18 protein-coding genes are annotated in these 19,038 nt (G+C 73.2%); 13 read left to right on the forward strand and 5 right to left on the reverse strand.

Features of this window, described 5'->3' with window-relative positions:
- The first annotated feature begins 13 nt into the window (after positions 1-13).
- Entirely contained in the window at positions 14-1,006 is a 993-nt protein-coding gene (locus AB0412_RS03310; RefSeq protein ID WP_366400725.1) for a DUF3068 domain-containing protein, read from the forward strand.
- Here the strand turns inward: AB0412_RS03310 and hrpB are convergent.
- Both hrpB and AB0412_RS03320 read right to left on the reverse strand, forming a co-directional pair.
- A complete protein-coding gene (gene hrpB, locus AB0412_RS03315; RefSeq protein WP_366400726.1) occupies positions 996-3,524 on the reverse strand; it encodes an ATP-dependent helicase HrpB in 2,529 nt (842 codons plus the stop codon). The two genes, AB0412_RS03310 and hrpB, sit on opposite strands and share 11 nt — an antisense overlap.
- A 4-nt stretch (positions 3,525-3,528) precedes the next feature.
- Complete coding sequence (locus tag AB0412_RS03320; RefSeq protein WP_366400816.1) at positions 3,529-4,416, reverse strand: class I SAM-dependent methyltransferase; 888 nt, start codon at positions 4,414-4,416, stop codon at positions 3,529-3,531.
- Positions 4,417-4,718: 302 nt separating this feature from the next.
- Here AB0412_RS03320 and rpsA point away from each other — a divergent pair, with 302 nt between their 5' ends.
- The 4 genes from rpsA (at position 4,719) to AB0412_RS03340 (ending at position 8,458) form a co-directional block, all read left to right on the forward strand.
- Entirely contained in the window at positions 4,719-6,212 is a 1,494-nt protein-coding gene (gene rpsA, locus AB0412_RS03325; RefSeq protein WP_366400727.1) for a 30S ribosomal protein S1, read from the forward strand.
- Positions 6,213-6,436: 224 nt separating this feature from the next.
- Positions 6,437-7,375, forward strand: a complete 939-nt coding sequence (locus AB0412_RS03330; RefSeq protein ID WP_366400728.1) for a PAC2 family protein — start codon at positions 6,437-6,439, stop codon at positions 7,373-7,375.
- Between the two features lie 43 nt (positions 7,376-7,418).
- The gene (gene coaE / locus AB0412_RS03335) at positions 7,419-8,027 is read left to right on the forward strand and encodes a dephospho-CoA kinase (protein ID WP_366400729.1); all 609 of its coding nucleotides are present in this window, start codon (positions 7,419-7,421) and stop codon (positions 8,025-8,027) included.
- Between the two features lie 50 nt (positions 8,028-8,077).
- Positions 8,078-8,458, forward strand: coding sequence for a tetratricopeptide repeat protein (locus AB0412_RS03340; protein ID WP_366400730.1), 381 nt, complete (start codon positions 8,078-8,080; stop codon positions 8,456-8,458).
- A gap of 16 nt (positions 8,459-8,474) precedes the next feature.
- On the opposite strand, the gene AB0412_RS03345 is transcribed toward AB0412_RS03340, so the two are convergent.
- The gene (locus AB0412_RS03345; protein ID WP_366400731.1) at positions 8,475-8,738 is read right to left on the reverse strand and encodes a DUF6343 family protein; all 264 of its coding nucleotides are present in this window, start codon (positions 8,736-8,738) and stop codon (positions 8,475-8,477) included.
- Between the two features lie 122 nt (positions 8,739-8,860).
- Between AB0412_RS03345 and AB0412_RS03350 the strand changes: the two genes are divergently transcribed.
- Positions 8,861-9,319 carry a DoxX family protein gene (locus tag AB0412_RS03350; RefSeq protein WP_366400732.1) on the forward strand — a complete coding sequence of 153 codons (459 nt, stop codon included), beginning with the start codon at positions 8,861-8,863 and terminating at the stop codon, positions 9,317-9,319.
- Between the two features lie 71 nt (positions 9,320-9,390).
- On the opposite strand, the gene AB0412_RS03355 is transcribed toward AB0412_RS03350, so the two are convergent.
- Positions 9,391-9,876, reverse strand: coding sequence for an RNA-binding S4 domain-containing protein (locus AB0412_RS03355; RefSeq protein ID WP_366400733.1), 486 nt, complete (start codon positions 9,874-9,876; stop codon positions 9,391-9,393).
- Positions 9,877-9,971: 95 nt separating this feature from the next.
- Between AB0412_RS03355 and AB0412_RS03360 the strand changes: the two genes are divergently transcribed.
- The 5 genes from AB0412_RS03360 to AB0412_RS03380 all read left to right on the forward strand — a co-directional run bounded on the left by AB0412_RS03360 (position 9,972) and on the right by AB0412_RS03380 (position 15,632).
- Entirely contained in the window at positions 9,972-10,625 is a 654-nt protein-coding gene (locus tag AB0412_RS03360; RefSeq protein WP_366400734.1) for a helix-turn-helix domain-containing protein, read from the forward strand.
- Positions 10,622-11,950 carry an MFS transporter gene (locus AB0412_RS03365; protein ID WP_366400735.1) on the forward strand — a complete coding sequence of 443 codons (1,329 nt, stop codon included), beginning with the start codon at positions 10,622-10,624 and terminating at the stop codon, positions 11,948-11,950. Before AB0412_RS03360 ends, AB0412_RS03365 begins: the two co-directional genes overlap by 4 nt.
- 23 nt (positions 11,951-11,973) lie before the next feature.
- Entirely contained in the window at positions 11,974-12,699 is a 726-nt protein-coding gene (locus AB0412_RS03370; RefSeq protein ID WP_366400736.1) for a uracil-DNA glycosylase, read from the forward strand.
- Positions 12,700-12,833: 134 nt separating this feature from the next.
- Positions 12,834-13,613 carry a nucleotidyltransferase domain-containing protein gene (locus AB0412_RS03375; protein ID WP_366400737.1) on the forward strand — a complete coding sequence of 260 codons (780 nt, stop codon included), beginning with the start codon at positions 12,834-12,836 and terminating at the stop codon, positions 13,611-13,613.
- A gap of 162 nt (positions 13,614-13,775) precedes the next feature.
- Positions 13,776-15,632, forward strand: a complete 1,857-nt coding sequence (locus AB0412_RS03380; protein WP_366400738.1) for an FUSC family protein — start codon at positions 13,776-13,778, stop codon at positions 15,630-15,632.
- Between the two features lie 165 nt (positions 15,633-15,797).
- On the opposite strand, the gene AB0412_RS03385 is transcribed toward AB0412_RS03380, so the two are convergent.
- Positions 15,798-16,751 carry an endonuclease/exonuclease/phosphatase family protein gene (locus AB0412_RS03385; protein WP_366400739.1) on the reverse strand — a complete coding sequence of 318 codons (954 nt, stop codon included), beginning with the start codon at positions 16,749-16,751 and terminating at the stop codon, positions 15,798-15,800.
- A gap of 133 nt (positions 16,752-16,884) precedes the next feature.
- On the opposite strand from AB0412_RS03385, the gene AB0412_RS03390 reads away from it, so the two are divergent.
- Together AB0412_RS03390 and AB0412_RS03395 are read left to right on the forward strand one after the other, a co-directional pair.
- Positions 16,885-18,249 carry an amidohydrolase gene (locus tag AB0412_RS03390; protein WP_366400740.1) on the forward strand — a complete coding sequence of 455 codons (1,365 nt, stop codon included), beginning with the start codon at positions 16,885-16,887 and terminating at the stop codon, positions 18,247-18,249.
- A 96-nt stretch (positions 18,250-18,345) separates the two neighbouring features.
- Positions 18,346-19,035 (forward strand): DUF899 domain-containing protein, encoded by a 690-nt coding sequence (locus AB0412_RS03395; RefSeq protein ID WP_366400741.1) that lies wholly within the window; start codon positions 18,346-18,348, stop codon positions 19,033-19,035.
- Positions 19,036-19,038 lie beyond the last annotated feature (3 nt).

Consider the following 19,038-nt stretch of genomic DNA (forward strand, 5'->3'; position numbering starts at 1 on the left):
AAGGGAGGCTGGAATGCGCCGCAAGGCCGCCCTGGTCCTGCTCGCCGCCGCCGTGTTCTTCGCGGCCCTGTCCCCGCTGCTGCGCTGGTACGCCTTCCCGCGCCTGGCCAAGGTCCCCTCGCACCAGTACCAGACCATGGTCCTGCGGGCCGAGAACGCGACCCTCCTCGACTACAGCACCCTGCGCGCCGAGAAGGTCCCCGAGGTCACCATCGTGCAGACCCTCAAGGGCAACGTGGCCGCCTCCGAGGGCATCGAGCGGACGGTCGACCGCGATGTCGTGGTCTGGGACGGCCTCTCCTACGTCGTCGGTCCCGAGGGCGAGATGGTGTCGAAGATCCCCGAGCGCTACATCTTCGACGCCCACACCCAGGAACCCGTCCACGCCGACGGCGAGATGGTCGACGGCGACCCCGTGCGGCGCCGGGGCATCGAGTTCAAGTGGCCGTTCCTGACGGAGAAGCGGGACTACGAGTACTTCGACGCCCAGGCTCGCGTGACGGCCCCCATCCACTACCAGGGCACCCGCGACTTCCGCGGCCTGGAGGTCTACTACTTCGAACAGACCATCCCCTGGACGCAGGTGCCCTACCCCAAGACCCTGCCCGTCAAGGGCATGACCCCCGAGGCGCTCACCGAGACCGGCACCACCCGCTGGTACACCACGGTCCGCAAGTTCTGGGTCGAGCCCCTCACCGGCGCTCCCGTCTACGGCGAGGAGATCCACCGGGAGGAACTGCGCGGCGGCGCCCTCCTGGGCGACCGCGACAAGGTGACCGCGTTCGCCGGCCACGTGAAGATGCGCGAGGACTACATCCGTCACACCGTCGACCTGGTCACGTCCCACCGCACCCTCGTCCTGCTGATGACCTCGTACCTGCCCTGGGGCTTCCTCGCCCTGGCCGTGCTGCTGCTGGCCCTCTCCCTGCACCTGGAGGTCCGCTCACGCCGCCCGTCCGCCCGCACGCCGGATCCGGCCTCGGCGCCCGAACAGATCAGCGCCTGAGCCGCGCGTTGGTGTGCCGGGTCGGTTCGGCACCGGCCGGGTCCTGCGGCCACGGGTGCTTGGGATACCGGCCGCGCAGCTCGGCCCGTACGCCCTTGTAGCCGTCCCGCCAGAAGGAGGCCAGGTCGGCGGTGACCGCGGCGGGACGGCCGGCCGGGGACAGCAGATGCACCAGCAGCGGCACACCGGCCACCCGCGGCGACTCCTGGAGGCCGAACATCTCCTGGAGCTTCACCGCGAGCACCGGCTGCTCCGGGTCCGAGTAATCGACCCGGACCGCCGAGCCGCTCGGCACGGTGATCCGCTCGGGCGCGAGCTCGTCGAGCCGCGCGGCCTCACCCGACGCCCACGGCAGCAGCCGCCCGAGCGCCTGCCCGGCGTCGATCCGCCCGAGATCGCCCCGCCGCCGGGCCCGGCTCAGCTCCGGCTCCAGCCACTCCTCCACGCACGCGTGGAGCGCGTCGTCGGAGACATCGGGCCAGGGCCCACCGAGCCGCCGATGGAGAAACGCGAGCCGCTGCCGCAGCACGACGGCGTCGGACGACCACCGCAGCAGCCCGAACCCCTCCTGCCTCAGCCCGTCCAGCAGCGCCGCGCGCACGAGTGCCGGATCGGCATCGTCGTACGGCCGCACGGCCAGCTCGATCGCCCCGAGCCGCTCCACCCGCCGGGCGACGACATCCCCGTCCGCCCAGCGCACCTCCTCGTACTCCTCCAGCAAGGTTCCGGCCGCGACCCGGGCGGTGTCCTCGTCGATCACGGCCCCCACCCGCACACGCGCGTGCCGCCTTCCCACGGGTTGATCAGCGACGGCGACGACGATCCAGGGCGCCCCTCGCAACGCTGATCCCTCAGCCGCCTCCGCCCGAGTCCCGGAAGCCATGAGATAGGTGCCCCCGTCGAACTTGGCAACGCGCTCGGGAAAGGCGAGGGCGGCGACGATGCCGGCCTGCTCGTCGTCACCGACGCCTGGACCGAGGTGAACGGCACCATCCGAGGTGGAGTCACGGGCGGGTGCGTGAGAGATCCCCTCGGAGACGACGGCCCGCAGCCGCCGCACCTCGGAACGCCACCTCCCCGCGTAGGCGTGACCCCCACGCCGAGCAGCCCTCAAAGCCGCCGCAAGGTCATCCCCGTACTCCCGCGGTGCCTCCTCCGACAGCAGAGCCACCACCTCGGCCCCGGCACCCCCCGTGTCCACCAGCGCCCGCCCCAACCGCGGATGCACCCCGAGCCGCACCAGCAGCCGCCCCCGCTCCGTCGCCCGACCGCCCGAGTCCACCGCCCCCACCGCCGTCAAGGCGTCCCGCGCCGCCGCCATCGCCCCGGCCGGCGGCGGATCCAGCAGCGCCAGCCCGGACGCGCCCGGGTCTCCCCAGCACGCCGTCCGAAGTGCGAACGCCGTCAGATCGGCCACCTTGATCTCCGGCGCGGGAAAAGCCGGCAGACGCGCGTCCTCCGCCTCCGCCCAGCACCGGTACACCGCCCCCGGCGCCTCACGCCCGGCCCGCCCCGCCCGCTGCCGCGCCGCCGCCCGCGAGGCCCGTACCGTCGTCAGCCCGCTCAGCCCGCGCGCGTGGTCCACACGCGGCTCCCGCGCGAGCCCCGAGTCCACGACCACCCGCACCCCGGGCACCGTCAAGGAGGACTCCGCGACCGAGGTCGCCAGCACCACCCGCCGCCGCTCACCGGGCGCCAGCACCGCGTCCTGCACGGCCGCCGGCGCCCTCCCGTGCACCTGTGCCACCTCCACGCCCCCGAGATCCCCCAGCAGCCCGGCCACCCGCGCGATCTCGCCGACGCCCGGCAGGAACACCAGCACGTCCCCGTCCCGCTCGGCCAGCGCCCGCCGTACCACCGACGCGACATGCGTCAGCAGCGCCGGATCGACCCGCATCCCGTGCGGCGGCCGCACCGGACGCGCGGGAGGTGCCCACACCACCTCCACGGGGTACGCGGCGCCCCGCGCCTCGACCACCGGCGCGCCGCCCAGCAGCCGCGCCCAGCCCTCCGCGTCCGTCGTCGCCGACGCCGCCACCAGCCGCAGATCCGGGCGCAGCGTCTCGCGCACGTCCCACAGGAACGCCGCCGTCGTGTCCGCGTCCAGATGCCGCTCGTGGCACTCGTCGAGCACCACCACGTCGGTCCCGGTCAGCTCCTGGTCGCGCTGCACCCGCTGAAGGAGCACACCGGTCGTGACGACCTCCACGCGCGTGTGCCGCCCGCCCACCCGCTCGCCGCGCACCGTGAAACCGACCGACTCGCCGGCCTTCTCGCCCAGCAGCCACGCCATCCGCCGGGCCGCCGCGCGTGCGGCGATCCGCCGCGGCTCGGCCACGACCACCCGCCGCGCCGGGCCCTCCCCGAGCAGCCCGGCGAGCGCCAGCGGCACCAGCGTCGTCTTGCCGGTCCCGGGCGGCGCGACGAGCACGGCGGTGCCGTGCTCCTCCAGGGCGCCGGTCAGCCCGGGGAGGGCCTCACGTACGGGCAGGGCGTCCAGGGCGTCGTAACGGATCACGCACTCAGTCCCGTACGCACACGAAGATCGCCGTCCCCGGGATCAGGCTGCCGCGCAGCGGGGACCAGCCGCCCCACTCCGCGGTGTTCCAGGCCGGCCACTCCGGCTCCACCAGGTCCACCAGCCGGAAACCCGACGCCACGACGTCGCGGACCCGGTCGCCGAGCGTCCGGTGGTGCTCGACGTACACCGCACGGCCCTCCTCGTCCTGCTCCACGTACGGCGTGCGGTCGAAGTACGAGGCCGACACGCTCAGCCCCTCCGGGCCCGGCTCGTCGGGGAACGCCCACCGGATCGGATGGGTCACGGAGAACACCAGCCGCCCGCCCGGCCGCAGCACCCGGTGCACCTCCCGCAGCACCAGCCGCGGATCCGCCACGAAGGGCAGCGCCCCGTACGCCGAGCAGGCCAGGTCGAAGGAACCGTCCGCGAAGGGCAGCGCGCCCGCGTCCGCGCACACCAGCGGGAACGGCCCGCCGATCCGCAGCGCGTGCTGGAGCTGGCGGTGGGAGATGTCCAGGGCGACCGGCCGCGCGCCCTGCGCGGCCAGCCAGCGCGAGCACTGGGCCGCGCCGGCGCCGAGCTCCAGGACGTCCCGCCCCTTCAGCTCCTCCGGCGGACCGAGCAGCTCCGCCTCCACCTCGTCAAGACCCTCCGGGCCCCAGACGAACCTGTCGTCGCCGAGGAAGGTGCCGTGCTCGGTCTGGTACTCGTCGGCGTTGCGGTCCCACCAGCCCCGGTTGGCGCGGGAGCTCTCCGTGACACCGGCGTCCCGCCGGGTCGCCTCGGGTTCGGGCGCTTCGGGTGCGTCGGGCTCTTGGATGATCGGCTCCCTCGTCGTACTCTTCCGTCCAGCCCGTCCCCCGGCGTGTCGCGGAGGGGGGTGTTTCAGCCCCCGTGTGGCCTCGGGTGACGGGAATTGTGCCGGTTATGCGGCGATGCGCCCCCGGTGGGCGGCTTCGCGCATTGACCATGCCCGGCAGCCCCCGTATGCTACAAGTTGCGCTGCGGGCCTGCGCACCTCAGACGTAGCAGGCTGCGCTCGCATCTGTTGTATGTCCCCTCGGTTGTCGAGGCGCCATCACCAGTTGACTGGTGAGGCGCTTCCTTGGCTGTCCGGCTTCTGCAGAGCGAAACGGGCTCCGGCGTAGCAGTACCTACGACTTCAATGTCCGTACCGGAGCCCTTTCCCACATGACGAGCAGCACCGAGACCACCGCCACCACCCCGCAGGTAGCGGTCAACGACATCGGTAACGAGGAAGCATTCCTCGCAGCGATCGACGAGACGATCAAGTACTTCAACGACGGCGACATCGTCGACGGCGTCATCGTGAAGGTCGACCGGGACGAGGTCCTGCTCGACATCGGTTACAAGACCGAAGGTGTCATCCCGAGCCGCGAGCTCTCGATCAAGCACGACGTCGACCCGAACGAGGTCGTCGCCGTCGGCGACGAGATCGAGGCCCTGGTCCTCCAGAAGGAGGACAAGGAAGGCCGCCTGATCCTCTCGAAGAAGCGCGCCCAGTACGAGCGTGCCTGGGGCACCATCGAGAAGATCAAGGAAGAGGACGGCATCGTCACCGGTACCGTCATCGAGGTCGTCAAGGGTGGTCTCATCCTCGACATCGGCCTCCGCGGCTTCCTCCCGGCCTCCCTGGTCGAGATGCGCCGTGTTCGCGACCTCCAGCCGTACGTCGGCAAGGAGCTCGAGGCCAAGATCATCGAGCTGGACAAGAACCGCAACAACGTGGTCCTGTCCCGCCGTGCCTGGCTGGAGCAGACCCAGTCCGAGGTCCGCCAGACGTTCCTCACCACCCTCCAGAAGGGTCAGGTCCGTTCCGGCGTCGTCTCCTCGATCGTCAACTTCGGCGCCTTCGTGGACCTGGGTGGCGTCGACGGTCTGGTCCACGTCTCCGAGCTGTCCTGGAAGCACATCGACCACCCGTCCGAGGTCGTCGAGGTGGGCCAGGAGGTCACCGTCGAGGTCCTCGACGTGGACATGGACCGCGAGCGCGTCTCCCTGTCGCTGAAGGCGACCCAGGAAGACCCGTGGCAGCAGTTCGCCCGCACCCACCAGATCGGCCAGGTCGTGCCCGGCAAGGTCACGAAGCTGGTTCCGTTCGGTGCGTTCGTCCGCGTGGACGAGGGCATCGAGGGTCTGGTCCACATCTCCGAGCTGGCCGAGCGCCACGTGGAGATCCCGGAGCAGGTCGTCCAGGTCAACGACGAGATCTTCGTCAAGGTCATCGACATCGACCTCGAGCGCCGTCGCATCAGCCTCTCGCTGAAGCAGGCCAACGAGTCCTTCGGTGCCGACCCGTCCGCGGTCGAGTTCGACCCGACCCTGTACGGCATGGCCGCGTCCTACGACGACCAGGGCAACTACATCTACCCCGAGGGCTTCGACCCGGAGACCAACGACTGGCTGCCGGGCTACGAGAAGCAGCGCGAGGAGTGGGAGCGCCAGTACGCCGAGGCGCAGGCCCGCTTCGAGCAGCACCAGGCGCAGGTCATCAAGTCCCGCGAGGCCGACGCGGCGGCTGCCGCCGAGGGCGGCGAGGCTGCGGCTCCGGCCGCGTCCGGTGGCGGTTCGTACAGCTCCGAGGGCGGCGACCAGTCGGGCGCCCTGGCGTCGGACGAGGCGCTGGCCGCGCTGCGCGAGAAGCTCGCCGGTGGTCAGAGCTGACGTTCGCTGAGCAGTAGCTCTTCCTGATCTGAGGGTCCGTACCTTTCGAGGTGCGGGCCCTCAGGTTTTGGTGAGCGCGTTTTCGGGGGTGGGCGTGGTGCGTTCGGCTGCGGGGCCGTTGTGCCTGGGCGCGCAGTTCCCCGCGCCCCTGGGAGGTACGAGCGTCCGGGAATGACACCGCTCCGTCACGCGTTGTCGTGTACGAACACGAGGAGGAGCGGTCTGTGCTTGATCCGCAGGGTTTGTACGCGTGGGAGCCGAAAGGGCTGGCCGTCGTCGACATGGCGCTCGCCCAGGAATCGGCCGGCCTTGTCATGCTCTACCACTTCGACGGATACATCGACGCGGGCGAGACCGGCGACCAGATCGTCGACCGGCTCCTCGACTCGCTGCCCCACCAGGTCGTCGCCCGCTTCGATCACGACCGGCTCGTGGACTACCGCGCCCGGCGCCCGCTGCTGACCTTCACCCGGGACCGCTGGAGCGACTACGAGGTGCCCGCACTGGAGGTGCGGCTCGTCCAGGACGCCACCGGTGCGCCCTTCCTGCTGCTGTCCGGTCCCGAGCCCGACGTCGAGTGGGAGCGGTTCGCCGCGGCCGTGCGGCAGATCGTGGAGCGGCTCGGCGTGCGGCTGTCGGTCAACTTCCACGGCATCCCGATGGGCGTCCCGCACACCCGGCCCGTGGGCATCACCCCGCACGGCAACCGCACCGACCTGGTCCCCGGGCACGTCAGTCCCTTCGAGGAGGCACAGGTCCCGGGTAGCGCCGAGGCGCTCGTCGAGTACCGGCTGATGCAGGCCGGGCACGACGTCCTCGGTGTCGCCGCGCACGTGCCGCACTACATCGCCCGTTCCCCGTACCCGGACGCGGCGCTCACCGTCCTGGAGTCCATCACGGCCGCGACCGGCCTGGTCCTGCCCGGCGTCGCGCACTCCCTGCGCACCGACGCCCAGCGCACCCAGACCGAGATCGACCGCCAGATCCAGGAAGGCGACGACGAGCTCACCGCCCTCGTCCAGGGCCTGGAGCACCAGTACGACGCCGCCGCGGGCGCGGAGACCCGGGGCAACATGCTCGCCGAGCCCGTGGAGATCCCGTCGGCCGACGAGATCGGCCGGGAGTTCGAGCGGTTCCTGGCGGAGCGGGAGGGCGAAGGCTAGGGGTGCCGGACGGCTGTCGGTGGGAGGGCCTAAGCTTCCGCTCATGCTGAAGGTGGGGTTGACCGGCGGGATCGGTGCCGGCAAGAGCGAGGTGTCGCGGCTGCTGGTCGAGTGCGGCGCCGTACTGATCGACGCGGACCGCATCGCTCGCGAGGTGGTCGAGCCCGGGACGCCCGGGCTCGCCGCGGTCGTGGACGCCTTCGGCGAGGAGGTTCTCGGCCCGGACGGCGGCCTCGACCGGCCCAAGCTCGGCTCCATCGTCTTCGCCGACCCGGAGAAGCTGGCCGTCCTCAACTCGATCGTGCACCCCCTGGTGGGCGCCCGCTCCCGTGAGCTGGAGGAGGCCGCCGCCGAGGACGCCGTCGTCGTGCACGACGTCCCGCTCCTCACGGAGAACGGTCTGGCCCCCCTCTACGACCTCGTGATCGTCGTCGACGCAAGCCCCGAGACCCAGCTCGAACGGCTCGTCCGGCGCCGCGGCATGACCGAGGAGGACGCCCGTGCCCGTATGGCCGCACAGGCGACGCGCGAGGAGCGGCACAAGATCGCGGACATCGTCATCGACAACGACGTACCGCTGCACGAGCTGGAGCAGCGCGTGAAGGACGTGTGGGCGGAGCTCGTGCGCAGGGCACAGGGGTCCCAGGAATAGCGGTACCTCGGCGGGGCGTTGAACACCCGGAGCGAGGGAAGGATGTCGCCGTGCCCGAGACCAGCGGTTCCAACGGACGTACGCCGGAGACGCATGTCATCGACTTCCGCGCCGCCGAGCAGCTGCTCGCGTCGCGGGACCCGCGGGGTGCGGTGAAGCTGCTCGACGGCGTCATCGACGCCTACCCGGAGAACACCGCGGCGCGGCTGCTGCGTGCCCGTGCCTTCTTCGCGGCCGCGCAGCTGCGGCCGGCCGAGCTGGAGTTCTCCCTCGTCCTGGAGCGCGAGCCGGACAACGCGTTCGCGCACTTCGCCCTCGCCCGCACCTACGAGCGGCAGGGCCGGCCCGACCCGGCGCAGCGCCACTTCCGGCTGGCGGCGGCGCTGGACCCGAAGCCGGAGTATCTGAAGGCGGCGCGCTTCGACGCGTGAGCCGTGCCGCCGGGCCTCACGGCGAGCCCCTCGGCGGCTGGTAGGGCGGCACGTCCCGGCCGGGCTGGTAGTGCGGGCCCTGGCGGATGTGGCGGAGGATGACGAGCAGGTCGATCGTGATGATCAGCCACAGCACTCCGCAGGCCAGCGCCCAGCCAGGGCGGCCGGCGATCGCGAACGCCGCCGTGCCGAAGACCGTCCAGACCACGCCCCAGACGCTCAGCCAGAACCGCATCCGCAGAGGGCTCCGCGCGGTCCTCGGCTCACTGCCCGTACGCATCACGATCACCGTCCTGTCTGCAACGTACGCCTCGGCGCGGACGTGCACCAGCGATGAGTTTCCACGCGGGGCCCGGTCTACCTGTGCGACAGCGAAATCGACCGCTTCCTCAGGAGACCGTCATGTCCGAGACCACCGCTCCCGTCGCCTCCGCCGCCGCTCCGGCCTCCTCCGCGTCCGCCCCCGCGCCGTCCTCCCGGCGCCGTGCCCGGACCGCGCTGCGCGGTCTGCAGGTGCTGCTCGCCCTGTTCTTCGCCGTAGCGAGCGCGCTGCCCAAGCTGATCGCGCACTCCTCCGCCTTCGAGACCTTCGACGAGATGGGCTGGGGACACGCGGGGATGTACGCCGTCGGTCTGCTCGAACTGGCGGGGGCGATCGGCCTGTTGGTGCCGGTGCTGCAGTCGGCGGCCGCGGCGGGGCTGAGCGCGCTGATGGTGGGCGCCTTCGTGGTGCAGGTGGCGGTCTTCGACGGGCAGCACGCGGCGACTCCGCTGATCCTGCTGGTGCCGCTCGCCCTCATCGCCTGGGCCCGGCGCGGCCACAACGGGGACCTGCTGAGGCTGCTGCGACGACGGGCGTGAGCCGCAGCCGGGCGTGAACGGACGAACGGCGTCCGGAGGGGCTACGGCCTCCCGGGCGCCGTTCGCCGTGTTCAGGGCCGGGGCGTACCGCCGGGCCCGCCGAGGCCACCGAGCCCGCGCAGCCGTTCCAGTTCGCGGCGGTCGCGCTTCGTCGGGCGGCCCGCGCCGCGGTCGCGGAGGCCGGCCGGGGCGACGGCCTCGCGGGGCGGGGGCGGCGGGGAGTTGTCGATGTAGCACTGCACGGCCACCGGGGCACCGACGCGCTTGCGGATCAGCCGCTTGACGACGACGACCCGCTCCCGGCCCTCGTGCCGCAGCCGCACCTCGTCGCCGACGCGGACGGAGTGGGCCGGCTTGACCCGCTCGCCGTTCACCCGCACATGCCCGCCCCGGCAGGCGGCGGCGCCCAGCGAACGCGTCTTGATCAGGCGTACCGCCCAGATCCAGCTGTCGATGCGGACGGTCTCGCCGTTCTTCGGCCCGGCGGCCTCGGCGGCCGCCACGGCAGCGGCGATCCCCGGATCCGTCCCGTCCTGCTGCGCACCCTCAGAAGCCATGCCCCCGACCTTAGTCCTCCGACCCCACCGATTTCCCCAAAATATTTTTGCAAAAACTCTTTTGGAATCTCCCTCGCGCGCCTTAACCTCGCCGCATGCCCAGCGACGAACACCAGCGCGTCCTCGACCCCGAGCGGGACACGGCCGCCCTGAAGGCGCTCACGCACCCGCTGCGGATCCAGCTGCTCGGGCTGCTGCGGCAGGACGGTCCGGCCACCGCCAGCGAGCTGGCCGAGCGGACGGGGGAGTCCTCCGCGTCGACCAGCTATCACCTGCGGGTGCTGGCGAAGTACGCCTTCATCGCCGAGGCCGAGCACCGCGACGGGCGGGAGCGGCGCTGGAGGGCCGTCCACACCGTGACCTCCTGGAGCAACGAGGCGATGGAGTCCTCGGCGGCGGGCCGGGCGTACGTCGGCATGGCGCGCCGGCGTCAGATCGAGCACCTGGTGGCGTCCCTCGACCGGCACGAGGAGGATCTCGCCGAGGGCCGGCTGAGCAGGGAGTGGGTCGAGCCGTCCGGGATCAGTGACCTGATGCCGCGCCTGACCCCGGAGTCGCTGACCGAGCTGTGGGACGTCGTCGGACGCACACTCGAGGAGCTCACCGCCCGGGACGCGGACGACCCCCGCGCGCGACAGGTGGTCCTGTTCACGGCGGGACTGCCGGTCTCGCCCCCGCCGTCGGCGCCTTCCCTGCCGTCTCCGCCGTCCCCGCCGTCCCCGCCTTCCCCGGCGGAGGAGACGCCGTGACCGGGCCGCCGGACACACGGACCGCCCGCCGCCGCTACGTCACCGTCTGCGCCCTCTTCTGGCTGCCCCCGGGCCTGGCGATGGCCCCGCTGGTGCTGCTGTTCACCGAACGCGGGATGGCCCTCACCGCCGTCGCCGGCTTCTACGCCGCCCACTCCCTCACCGCGGCAGCGCTGGAACTCCCCACCGGCGGCCTCTCCGACGCCGTCGGACGCCGCCCGGTCCTCGCCGTGGCAGGCGCACTCAACACGATCGCCCTGGTGATCCACGGCCTCGGCACCACCGCCTGGGTGCTCACGCTCGGCATGGCGCTCATGGGCGCGGGCCGCGCGCTGGCCAGCGGGCCGGCGGAAGCCTGGTACGTGGACACGGTCCAGGCGTGCTCCGGCCCGGGCGCGGAGCTGCGCACCGGTCTGGCGCGCGGCAGCGCCGCGACCTCCGCCGCCCTCGCGGCCGGCATCCTGCTGGGCGGCGCCCTGCCCTGGCTCCTCGGCGCGGGCCCGGACCTCGGCGCCCGGCTCACCGAGGCGACCGGTGGTGCCGTACTGCCGCTGTCCGTGCCGGTGCTGCTCGGCGCGGTGGTGGAGATCGTGTTCGTCTGCTACGTCCTCGCCGCCCTGCGCGAACCGCCCCGGCCGTCGGTGACCGCCCGCTCGGTGCTGCGCGGCATCCCGGGCACCGTGCTGAACGGGGTACGGCTCGGCGGCCGGGACGCGCTGGTCCGCCGGGTGCTGCTCAGTACGGCGGCGGCCGGCAGCGCTCTGGCCGCGATCGAACTGCTCATGCCGGGCCGGGCCGTGACCCTCACCGGCGCGTCCGAGTCGGGGGCGATGCTCTTCGCCGGGCTCGCCTGCGGCGGCTTCGTCTGCGCGGGCCTGGGCAGCCACCTGGCGCCGCTGCTGGCGCGGCTCACGGGCAGCGGCGAGCGGGCGGTCCTGGCCGGCCTCGGCGCGTCCACGGCCGGGCTGCTGCTGCTCGCAGTCACGGCGGCCTTCACGCACCCGGTCTCGGTCGCCCTGGTCGGTGCCGGTTTCGGCCTGGTCTACCTCGGCTTCGGCGCGGCGGGCCCGAACGAGAACGCCCTCCTGCACCGACGCGTCACCAGCGAGGGCCGGGCCACCGCACTGTCCGTCCAGTCCCTCGCCCAGCAGTCGGTGGGCGCGCTGACGGGAGTGGTCGTAGGAGCGATGAGCCCCGGACCGTGGCCGTGGCTGCTGACCACGGCGGTCCTGCTCGCGGGCACGCTGCTGTGGCTGCGCAGGGGTGAGGGAGCGGTGCCGAGCACAGCTGCCGGGCCGGTCGAGGCCGGCCGGCGGGTTCCCTGAGCCCGCGGACCTACGGTGGAGCCATGACCAGCAGCGGCCCTCTCGGTCCTCGCGGCCTCTCCGACCTGGACCGGCGTATCGCCGGCTGCCGGGCCTGCCCCCGGCTGGTCGACTGGCGGGAGGAGGTCGCCCGCACCAAGCGCGCCGCCTTCGCCGACTGGACGTACTGGGGCAGGCCGGTGCCCGGCTTCGGCCCGCCGGACGCCCGCCTCCTGATCATCGGCCTCGCCCCCGCCGCCCACGGCGGCAACCGCACCGGCCGGATGTTCACCGGCGACCGCTCCGGAGACGTGCTGTACCAGGCGCTGTACGACGTCGGGTTGGCCTCCCAGCCCACGTCCGTGCACGCCGACGACGGCCTGGAACTGTACGGCGTACGCGTCACGGCCCCCGTCCACTGCGCCCCGCCCGCGAACAGACCCACCCCCGAGGAACGCAACACCTGCCGCCCTTGGCTCGTCCAGGAACTGCACCTGCTGCGCCCCACCCTGCGCGCCGCGGTGATCCTGGGCGCCTTCGGCTGGCAGGCGGCCCTGCCGGCGCTGGCCGAGGCGGGCTGGACCGTCCCCCGCCCCCGCCCCGCCTTCGCCCACGGCACCCACATCACCCTCCCCGCCCCGAACGACCCCGCCCTCCACCTCTTCGGCTGCTTCCACGTCAGCCAGCGCAACACCTTCACGGGCCGGCTCACGCCGGAGATGCTCCGGAAGGTGCTGAGATCGGCGGCGGAGGCGGCGGGCCTGCCCTGACCCACGGCCGGGGAAACCAGGTGAGCGGGCCGCACGAGCGCCACTACGGTGCACGGATACGGGCCTCCGCCCGGAACCGGCCACGACGCCGGAGCACACAACCGAACTCACCCGTCCCGGAGGGAACCGCTCCCGTGAGTGCCGCACGCACCGACTCCGCCTTCCTCGACACCACCGCCGACCGCCTCGCCGCGCTTCCCGGCGTCCGGGCCGTCACCCTCGGTGGTTCGCGGGCCCAGGGCACCGAGCGGCCCGACAGTGACTGGGACCTGGCGATCTACTACCGCGGGACCTTCGATCCCGGCGACCTGCGTGCCGTCGGCTGGGAGGGGGAGGTCTCCGGGATCGGCGGATGGGGCGGCGGGGTGTTCAACGGGGGCGCCTGGCTGACCATCGACGGGCGCCGCGTCGATGTGCACTACCGGGACCTCGATGTCGTCGAGCACGAACTGGCCGAGGCGGAACAGGGGCGCTTCCGTGTCGAACCGCTGCTGTTCCACCTCGCCGGTATCCCGACGTATCTCCTCGTCGCCGAACTCGCCATCAACCGGGTGCTGCGCGGGGAGCTTCCCCGCCCGGCCGGGTATCCGCCCGCGCTGCGCAGGAGCGCCCCGGCACGGTGGTACGGCACCGCCACCGCCACCCTCGCCTACGCCAAGGCCGGACACGCGCCCAAGGGTGCCCTCACGCAGGTCGCCGGGAGTATCGCCGTCGCCGCGACGCATGCCGCGCACGCGGTGATGGCGGGGCGGGGGGAGTGGGTGACCAACGAGAAGGGGCTCGTCGAGCGCGCCGGACTGCGCGAAGTCGACGCGCTGCTCGGCCGTCTGACGAGCGATGCCGATGCGGCGGCACTCACGCAGACCGTCACCGAGGCGGAGACGCTCCTGAGGCGCGCCGTGGAAGCGGGCTAGCCGCCCGCGCCGGGCACCCCGGGGGACACGTCACATCCCGGAAACACCGCCGTTTCCTCCTCTCCAAGTGGATCTCCTACCGTGGATGCGCACCCAGCAGCCCGGTCACCGTCCCCGAAGGCTCACGCCCTCGACGAGACGACGACAGGAGCCCGAGCACCCTTGTTCCGCACCACCCCCCTCGCCTTTCCGCCCTGGCTCGCCCACGCCCTTCGCGCCCAGCGCGGGCCCGTGCCCTGGAGTGCGGTCGTGCGGGGCGGGCTGGCCGGCGGCCCCTTGGTGCTCGCCGCCGTCCTCGTCGGGCGGCCGACGCTCGGGGTCGTCGCCGCCATCGGTGCCATGCTCGCCGGGATCAACGACCGGCCCGGCGGCCGGCGGGCCTCGGTCGGGCGGCTCGGCGGGCCGGCACTCGCGGGTGCGGCCGGACTGCTCTTCGGCACGTACGCCGGTGACCAGGCCTCGGCCCTGCTGCTCAGCCTGCTGCTCACCGGGCTCGCTCTGATCGCCGGCGGCGTCAGCGCGCTCGGGCCCGTCGCCTCTTCCGCCGGTACGCAGGTGCTGGTCGGGGCAGCCGTCGGGGCCGGGATGCCGTTGCCGGAGACGGGAGGGGAGCGGGCGCTCGCCTTCCTCGCCGGCGCCGGGTGGCTGCTCGCGCTGCGGCTGGCGCTGCCCACCCCCGGATCCCTCGCCGGGGACTTCCGGTTCGACGGGGAGCGGGATGCCGTCGCCGGGGTGTACGACGCGATCGCCGCGCTGCTCGACGCGTCCGGGTCGCCGGCGGCCACCGCACGGCGCGTCGCGCTCACCGCCGCTCTCGACCACGCGCAGGACGCGCTCGCCGGGCCCCGGCTGCGCAGGCACGCCGGCTCCGCGGCGGAACGCCGGCTGCACGCGCAGTACGCCGCCGCGCTGCCCCTCGCAGAGGCGGCGACGGCGCTGGCCTGGGCAGGGGAGTCCGTGCCCGGTCGCGCGGCGCAGGGGCCCCGGCGACTGGCCGCCGCCGTACGAGGCGACACGCACACCGGCCCGCTGCCCGCGCCGTCCCGCACGGCGCCCGCGCTGCGTGCCCTCGACGACGCCCTCCTGAACGCCGCCGAGGCCTTCGACGGGGGTGAGACCCGGTCCCTGCACACCCGTCCGCGCTCCGGGACCGCCCTGCTGCGTACCGCGGTGGGCGCGCGGGGACGGGAGTACGGAATCCGGGTCGCCCTGTGCTTCGGGGTGAGCGTCGCCGTCGCCCAGGCGCTGCATCACGCCCACTGGTACGGGGCGCACGAGCACTGGTACTGGCTGCCCGCCACCACCGTCTTCCTGGTCAAGCCCGACCTCGGGCCGCTCGCCTCCCGGGTGCTGTGCCGGGCGGCGGGGACGGTGCTCGGCGCGCTGCTGTTCGCCGGGTTCGCCGCGGTGCTGCCCCGCCCGGACGGGCTGATCGTGCTGGTGGCGGTGTGCGGTGCGCTGATCCCGGTGGCCACGCGGCACTTCGCCACGCAGACGGCCGTCGTCACCGTGCTCGTCCTCGCCCTGGTCATGGTCGGCGGCGAACCGCAGGCCTCCGGCGCCCGGATCGCCGAGACCCTGCTGGCCTGCGGGATCGTGCTGGTCGTCGGGCATCTGCCGATGCCGGGGCGGCGCGCGTCCGGCATGCAGGCGCGGCTCACGGAGGCGGGCGACGCCGCCCAGGCCTACCTCGCGCACGTCCTCAGCGAGTCCGGCGACCGCGCCGCCCGCTGGGCCCTGCGCCGCGAGGCCTATCGCACGCTCGCCGAGGCCCGTACCGCCGTCGCCCTCACCTCCGCGGAACTCCCGGCGCTCGCCCGGCACGCGGACGGCGCGGACGAGATCGTCGCCGTGCTGGAACGCCTGACCGACACCATCACGGCCTGCGCGGTCCACCTGGACGACATGGGCCGCCTCACCCGGCAGCACACCGGGCAACTCTCGCGTCTGGCTCAGGAGCTGAGCAGCCATCGCACGCGGCTGGACCTGCGCCTGCCGAGACTGCCTCTGGCCGGGTGAGGCGCACCGAGGGCTCTGGCCGGGTGAGGACACCGAGGCGAGCGGAGTCCGGCACGGCGCCGGAGCGCGCCCGCGCCGTTCCGGCCGACGAGTGCCGCCGCGGCTGGCACAGCGGACCGGCGTCATGACATGGCCGCCGGCCCGGGAGTCCGCCGGACGCCCGAGTCATCCCAGCCGCACCCACACCGGCGCATGGTCCGACCCCGCCACCCCACGCCGTTCCTGCGGGTCCGGGCCGATGGACGGCAGGCGCGGAGGGCCCTCCGCCGGCAGGCCCGTGCCCGCCGCTGCCGCGCGGTGCACCAGACGGTGGCTCAGCAGCACGTGGTCTATCAGCTCGTGGCGGCCCGAGTTGACGCGGGAGTAGCGCTGGGCCGGCGGGATGAGCGGGGCCACGTTCCACAGGCGGGTGGCGTCGCCCTTGTCCGGACGGTCGTAGCCCGGCGTGCCGAGTTCCGAGCCCGGCGGGCCGAGGAGAATCTGTGTCGTCGCGGCCTGTGCCTCGTCGTTCAGGTCACCGAGGACCGCCACGTCCCGAGCCCGGCCGTCGCCCTCCAGCAGCTCGTCGGCCAGCGCCCGCAGGGCCGCCGCCTCGGCCGCCCGCCGGAACAGCGCGTACGCGCCGTACCGGGCGCGCTCGCCCTCGTCCCGCGGCTGGAAACGGCCGTCCGGATACGACAGCAGCTTCGACTTCAGATGGCACACCGCCACCCGCAGCGGCGGCCCCTCGGGACTCCGGACCTCCACCGCCAGAAAGCCACGCCCCGCCTCCGCGACCGTCGCCCCCGAGTCGTCCGCCTGCACCGGGCGCAGCTTCTCCGGGAAGGCCGCCGTGTCGGCCACCACCGTCAGCGGCAGCCGGCTCAGGAAGCCCACCCGTATGCCCCTGCTGTCCGCGTGCCCGGACAGCGCGACCCGCCAGTCGTCGTCCAGCATCCCCACCAGGTCGTGCAGCGCCTCCGGTTCCCCCACCTCCTGCACGCCGAGCACCGTCGGATCCAGCTCCGTGACGACCGCGGCGAGCGCGGCCAGCTTCGCGTCGTAGGCCCTGTCGTCGTCCGGCCCGAAGGGGGCGCCGGGCCGGTACAGGTTCTCCAGATTCCAGGTGCCGAGGAGCATGCGGGCCCCTTTCAGCCGTGGGCGGGCTCGTGTGAGGCCAGGGTGCGCGCCCGGCCCGCCCCGCGACGACAGCCGCGACGGGATGTCGCGGTTCGGCTCACCCCGGGCCAGGACGGCGCCGTACGTTGTCGGGATGACGCCTTCTGCCGCGGAGAGTCCAGCCGAGCTCATCATCACCGGATGCACCGTCCTCGTGCACGACGATCAAGAAGCGGTCGGGTTCATGGAGGACGCGGCGATCGTCGTACGGGACGGGACCGTCGCGGAGGTGACGAGTGCCCAGGCGGTGCGCGGGCGGGCGGCGCGGGAGCGGATCGACGGACGGGGGCAGGTCGCGCTGCCCGGGCTGATCAACTGTCACACCCACGCCCCGATGGTCGCCCTGCGCGGTCTCGCCGAGGACCTGCCGACCGAGGAATGGTTCAACGACGTCGTCTGGCCGGTGGAGTCCAACCTCACCGAGAAGGACGTCGAACTCGGCGCCCGGCTCGCCTGCGCCGAGATGATCCGCGGCGGTGTCACCTGCTTCGCCGACCACTACTTCGCCATGGACGCGGTGGCCCGCGTGGTCGCCGAGTGCGGGATGCGGGCGCTGCTGGGCGAGGCCTTCTTCTCCTCCCAGGGTCCCCGCGGGCGGGAACGGTCGGCCGAGTTCGCGCTGCGGCACCGCGGCGCCGCCGGCGGCCGCATCACCACCGCCCTCGCCCCGCACGCCCCGTACACCGTCGACGACCCCGACCTCGCCGCCACCGCGGAACTCGCCCGCGAACACGGCCTTCCCGTGCATCTGCACGCCGCCGAGAACCGCGCACAGACCGACACCAGCCTCGCCCGGCACGGCGTCACCCCGATCGAGGTCCTGGCACGCACCGGCGTCCTCGACACCGACGTGCTCATCGCCCACGGCACCGGCATCCTCGACCGGGACCTGCCCGTCCTGGCGCGCGCGAGCGGCCGTACGGCCGTGGCCACCGCACCCCGCGGCTACCTCAAGTTCGCCTGGCCCACCACCACGCCCGTCCGCGCCCTGCGGGAGGCCGGCATCCCCGTCGGACTGGCCACGGACGGCGCCGCCTCGAACAACTCCCTCGACGTCTGGGAGTCGATGGCTCTCACCTCGATCGTCCAGAAGTCGACCGAAGGGGATCCGCGCTGGCTGACCTCCCGTCAGGCGCTGCACCACGCCACCCTGCAGAGCGCCCGCGCGGTCGGCCTCGGCGACAGCGTCGGCAGCATCGCGCCGGGGCGCCGCGCCGACATCGTCCTGGTCGACCTCACCGGGCCGCACACCCAGCCCGTGCACGACCTCGCCGCGACCCTGGTGCACAGCGCCCGCTCCGCCGACGTCCGCACGACGATCGTCGACGGCCGCGTGCTCATGCGGGACCGGGAGCTCCTCACGATCGATGTGCCGTCCGTGGTGGGGGAGTTGGAGGAGCGGCTGCCCGCGCTCGTCGACCGCGGTCACGGGCGGCGCATCCAGGAGTACGACACCTGACCGTCGAATCCCCGGGAGAAAAACTTCCGGCGAGCGATGAGTTCCGCTCCGCGCGGCAGTCACCTCCTGCAACGGGACCGTCGCACAGGAGGAACCATGTCGCTTCCGGAGATCGTCTCGCGCGCCGAGTGGCGCGTGGCGCGCGAGGAACTGCTGGTCAAGGAGAAGGCCGCCACACGCGCCCGGGACGTACTCAACGCCGAGCGGCGCAGGCTGCCCATGGTCGAGATCGACCGGGAGTACGTGTTCGAGGGCGGCGACGGAAAGGCCACGCTGCTCGATCTGTTCGAGGGGCGTCAGCAGCTCGTCGTCTACCACTTCATGTTCGCGCCGGAGTGGGACGCCGGATGCCGCAGCTGCTCGGGCTTTCTGGACCAGATCGGGCATCTCGCCCATCTCCATGCGCGCGGCACCACGTTCGCGGCCGTCTCCCGGGCGCCCTATCCGAAGATCCTGCCGTTCAAGGCGCGGATGGGCTGGACCCTGCCCTGGTACTCGTCGCCCGCAGGCGACTTCAACGTGGACTTCGAGGTGACCCTGGAGCACGAGGGCGAACTCGTCGAGCGGCCCGGGCTGAGCTGCTTCCTGCGCGAGGGCGGCCGTGTCTTCCACACCTACTCGACCTACGAGCGCGGCCTCGACGGGCTGGGCTCCACGACCAGCCTGCTGGACCTCACCGCGCTCGGCCGGCAGGAGGAGTGGGAGGAACCGAAGGGGCGTGCGTCGGCTCTTGGGGCGCCCGCGGGAAGTGAGCGCATCCGCTATCACGACGAGTACGACGACTGATAC

The organism is Streptomyces sp. NPDC052012, assembly GCF_040689265.1.
In the GTDB taxonomy this organism is placed as follows: Bacteria; Actinomycetota; Actinomycetes; order Streptomycetales; family Streptomycetaceae; genus Streptomyces.

What these genes read in the sequence shown, in the direction of transcription:
- AB0412_RS03310 (WP_366400725.1), top strand. Translation starts at nt 14, where the DNA reads ATGCGCCGCAAGGCCGCCCTGGTCCTGCTCGCCGCCGCCGTGTTCTTC.
- rpsA (WP_366400727.1), top strand. Translation starts at nt 4,719, where the DNA reads ATGACGAGCAGCACCGAGACCACCGCCACCACCCCGCAGGTAGCGGTC.
- coaE (WP_366400729.1), top strand. Translation starts at nt 7,419, where the DNA reads ATGCTGAAGGTGGGGTTGACCGGCGGGATCGGTGCCGGCAAGAGCGAG.
- AB0412_RS03345 (WP_366400731.1), bottom strand. Translation starts at nt 8,738, where the DNA reads ATGCGTACGGGCAGTGAGCCGAGGACCGCGCGGAGCCCTCTGCGGATG.
- AB0412_RS03350 (WP_366400732.1), top strand. Translation starts at nt 8,861, where the DNA reads ATGTCCGAGACCACCGCTCCCGTCGCCTCCGCCGCCGCTCCGGCCTCC.
- AB0412_RS03355 (WP_366400733.1), bottom strand. Translation starts at nt 9,876, where the DNA reads ATGGCTTCTGAGGGTGCGCAGCAGGACGGGACGGATCCGGGGATCGCC.
- AB0412_RS03360 (WP_366400734.1), top strand. Translation starts at nt 9,972, where the DNA reads ATGCCCAGCGACGAACACCAGCGCGTCCTCGACCCCGAGCGGGACACG.
- AB0412_RS03370 (WP_366400736.1), top strand. Translation starts at nt 11,974, where the DNA reads ATGACCAGCAGCGGCCCTCTCGGTCCTCGCGGCCTCTCCGACCTGGAC.
- AB0412_RS03385 (WP_366400739.1), bottom strand. Translation starts at nt 16,751, where the DNA reads ATGCTCCTCGGCACCTGGAATCTGGAGAACCTGTACCGGCCCGGCGCC.
- AB0412_RS03390 (WP_366400740.1), top strand. Translation starts at nt 16,885, where the DNA reads ATGACGCCTTCTGCCGCGGAGAGTCCAGCCGAGCTCATCATCACCGGA.
- AB0412_RS03395 (WP_366400741.1), top strand. Translation starts at nt 18,346, where the DNA reads ATGTCGCTTCCGGAGATCGTCTCGCGCGCCGAGTGGCGCGTGGCGCGC.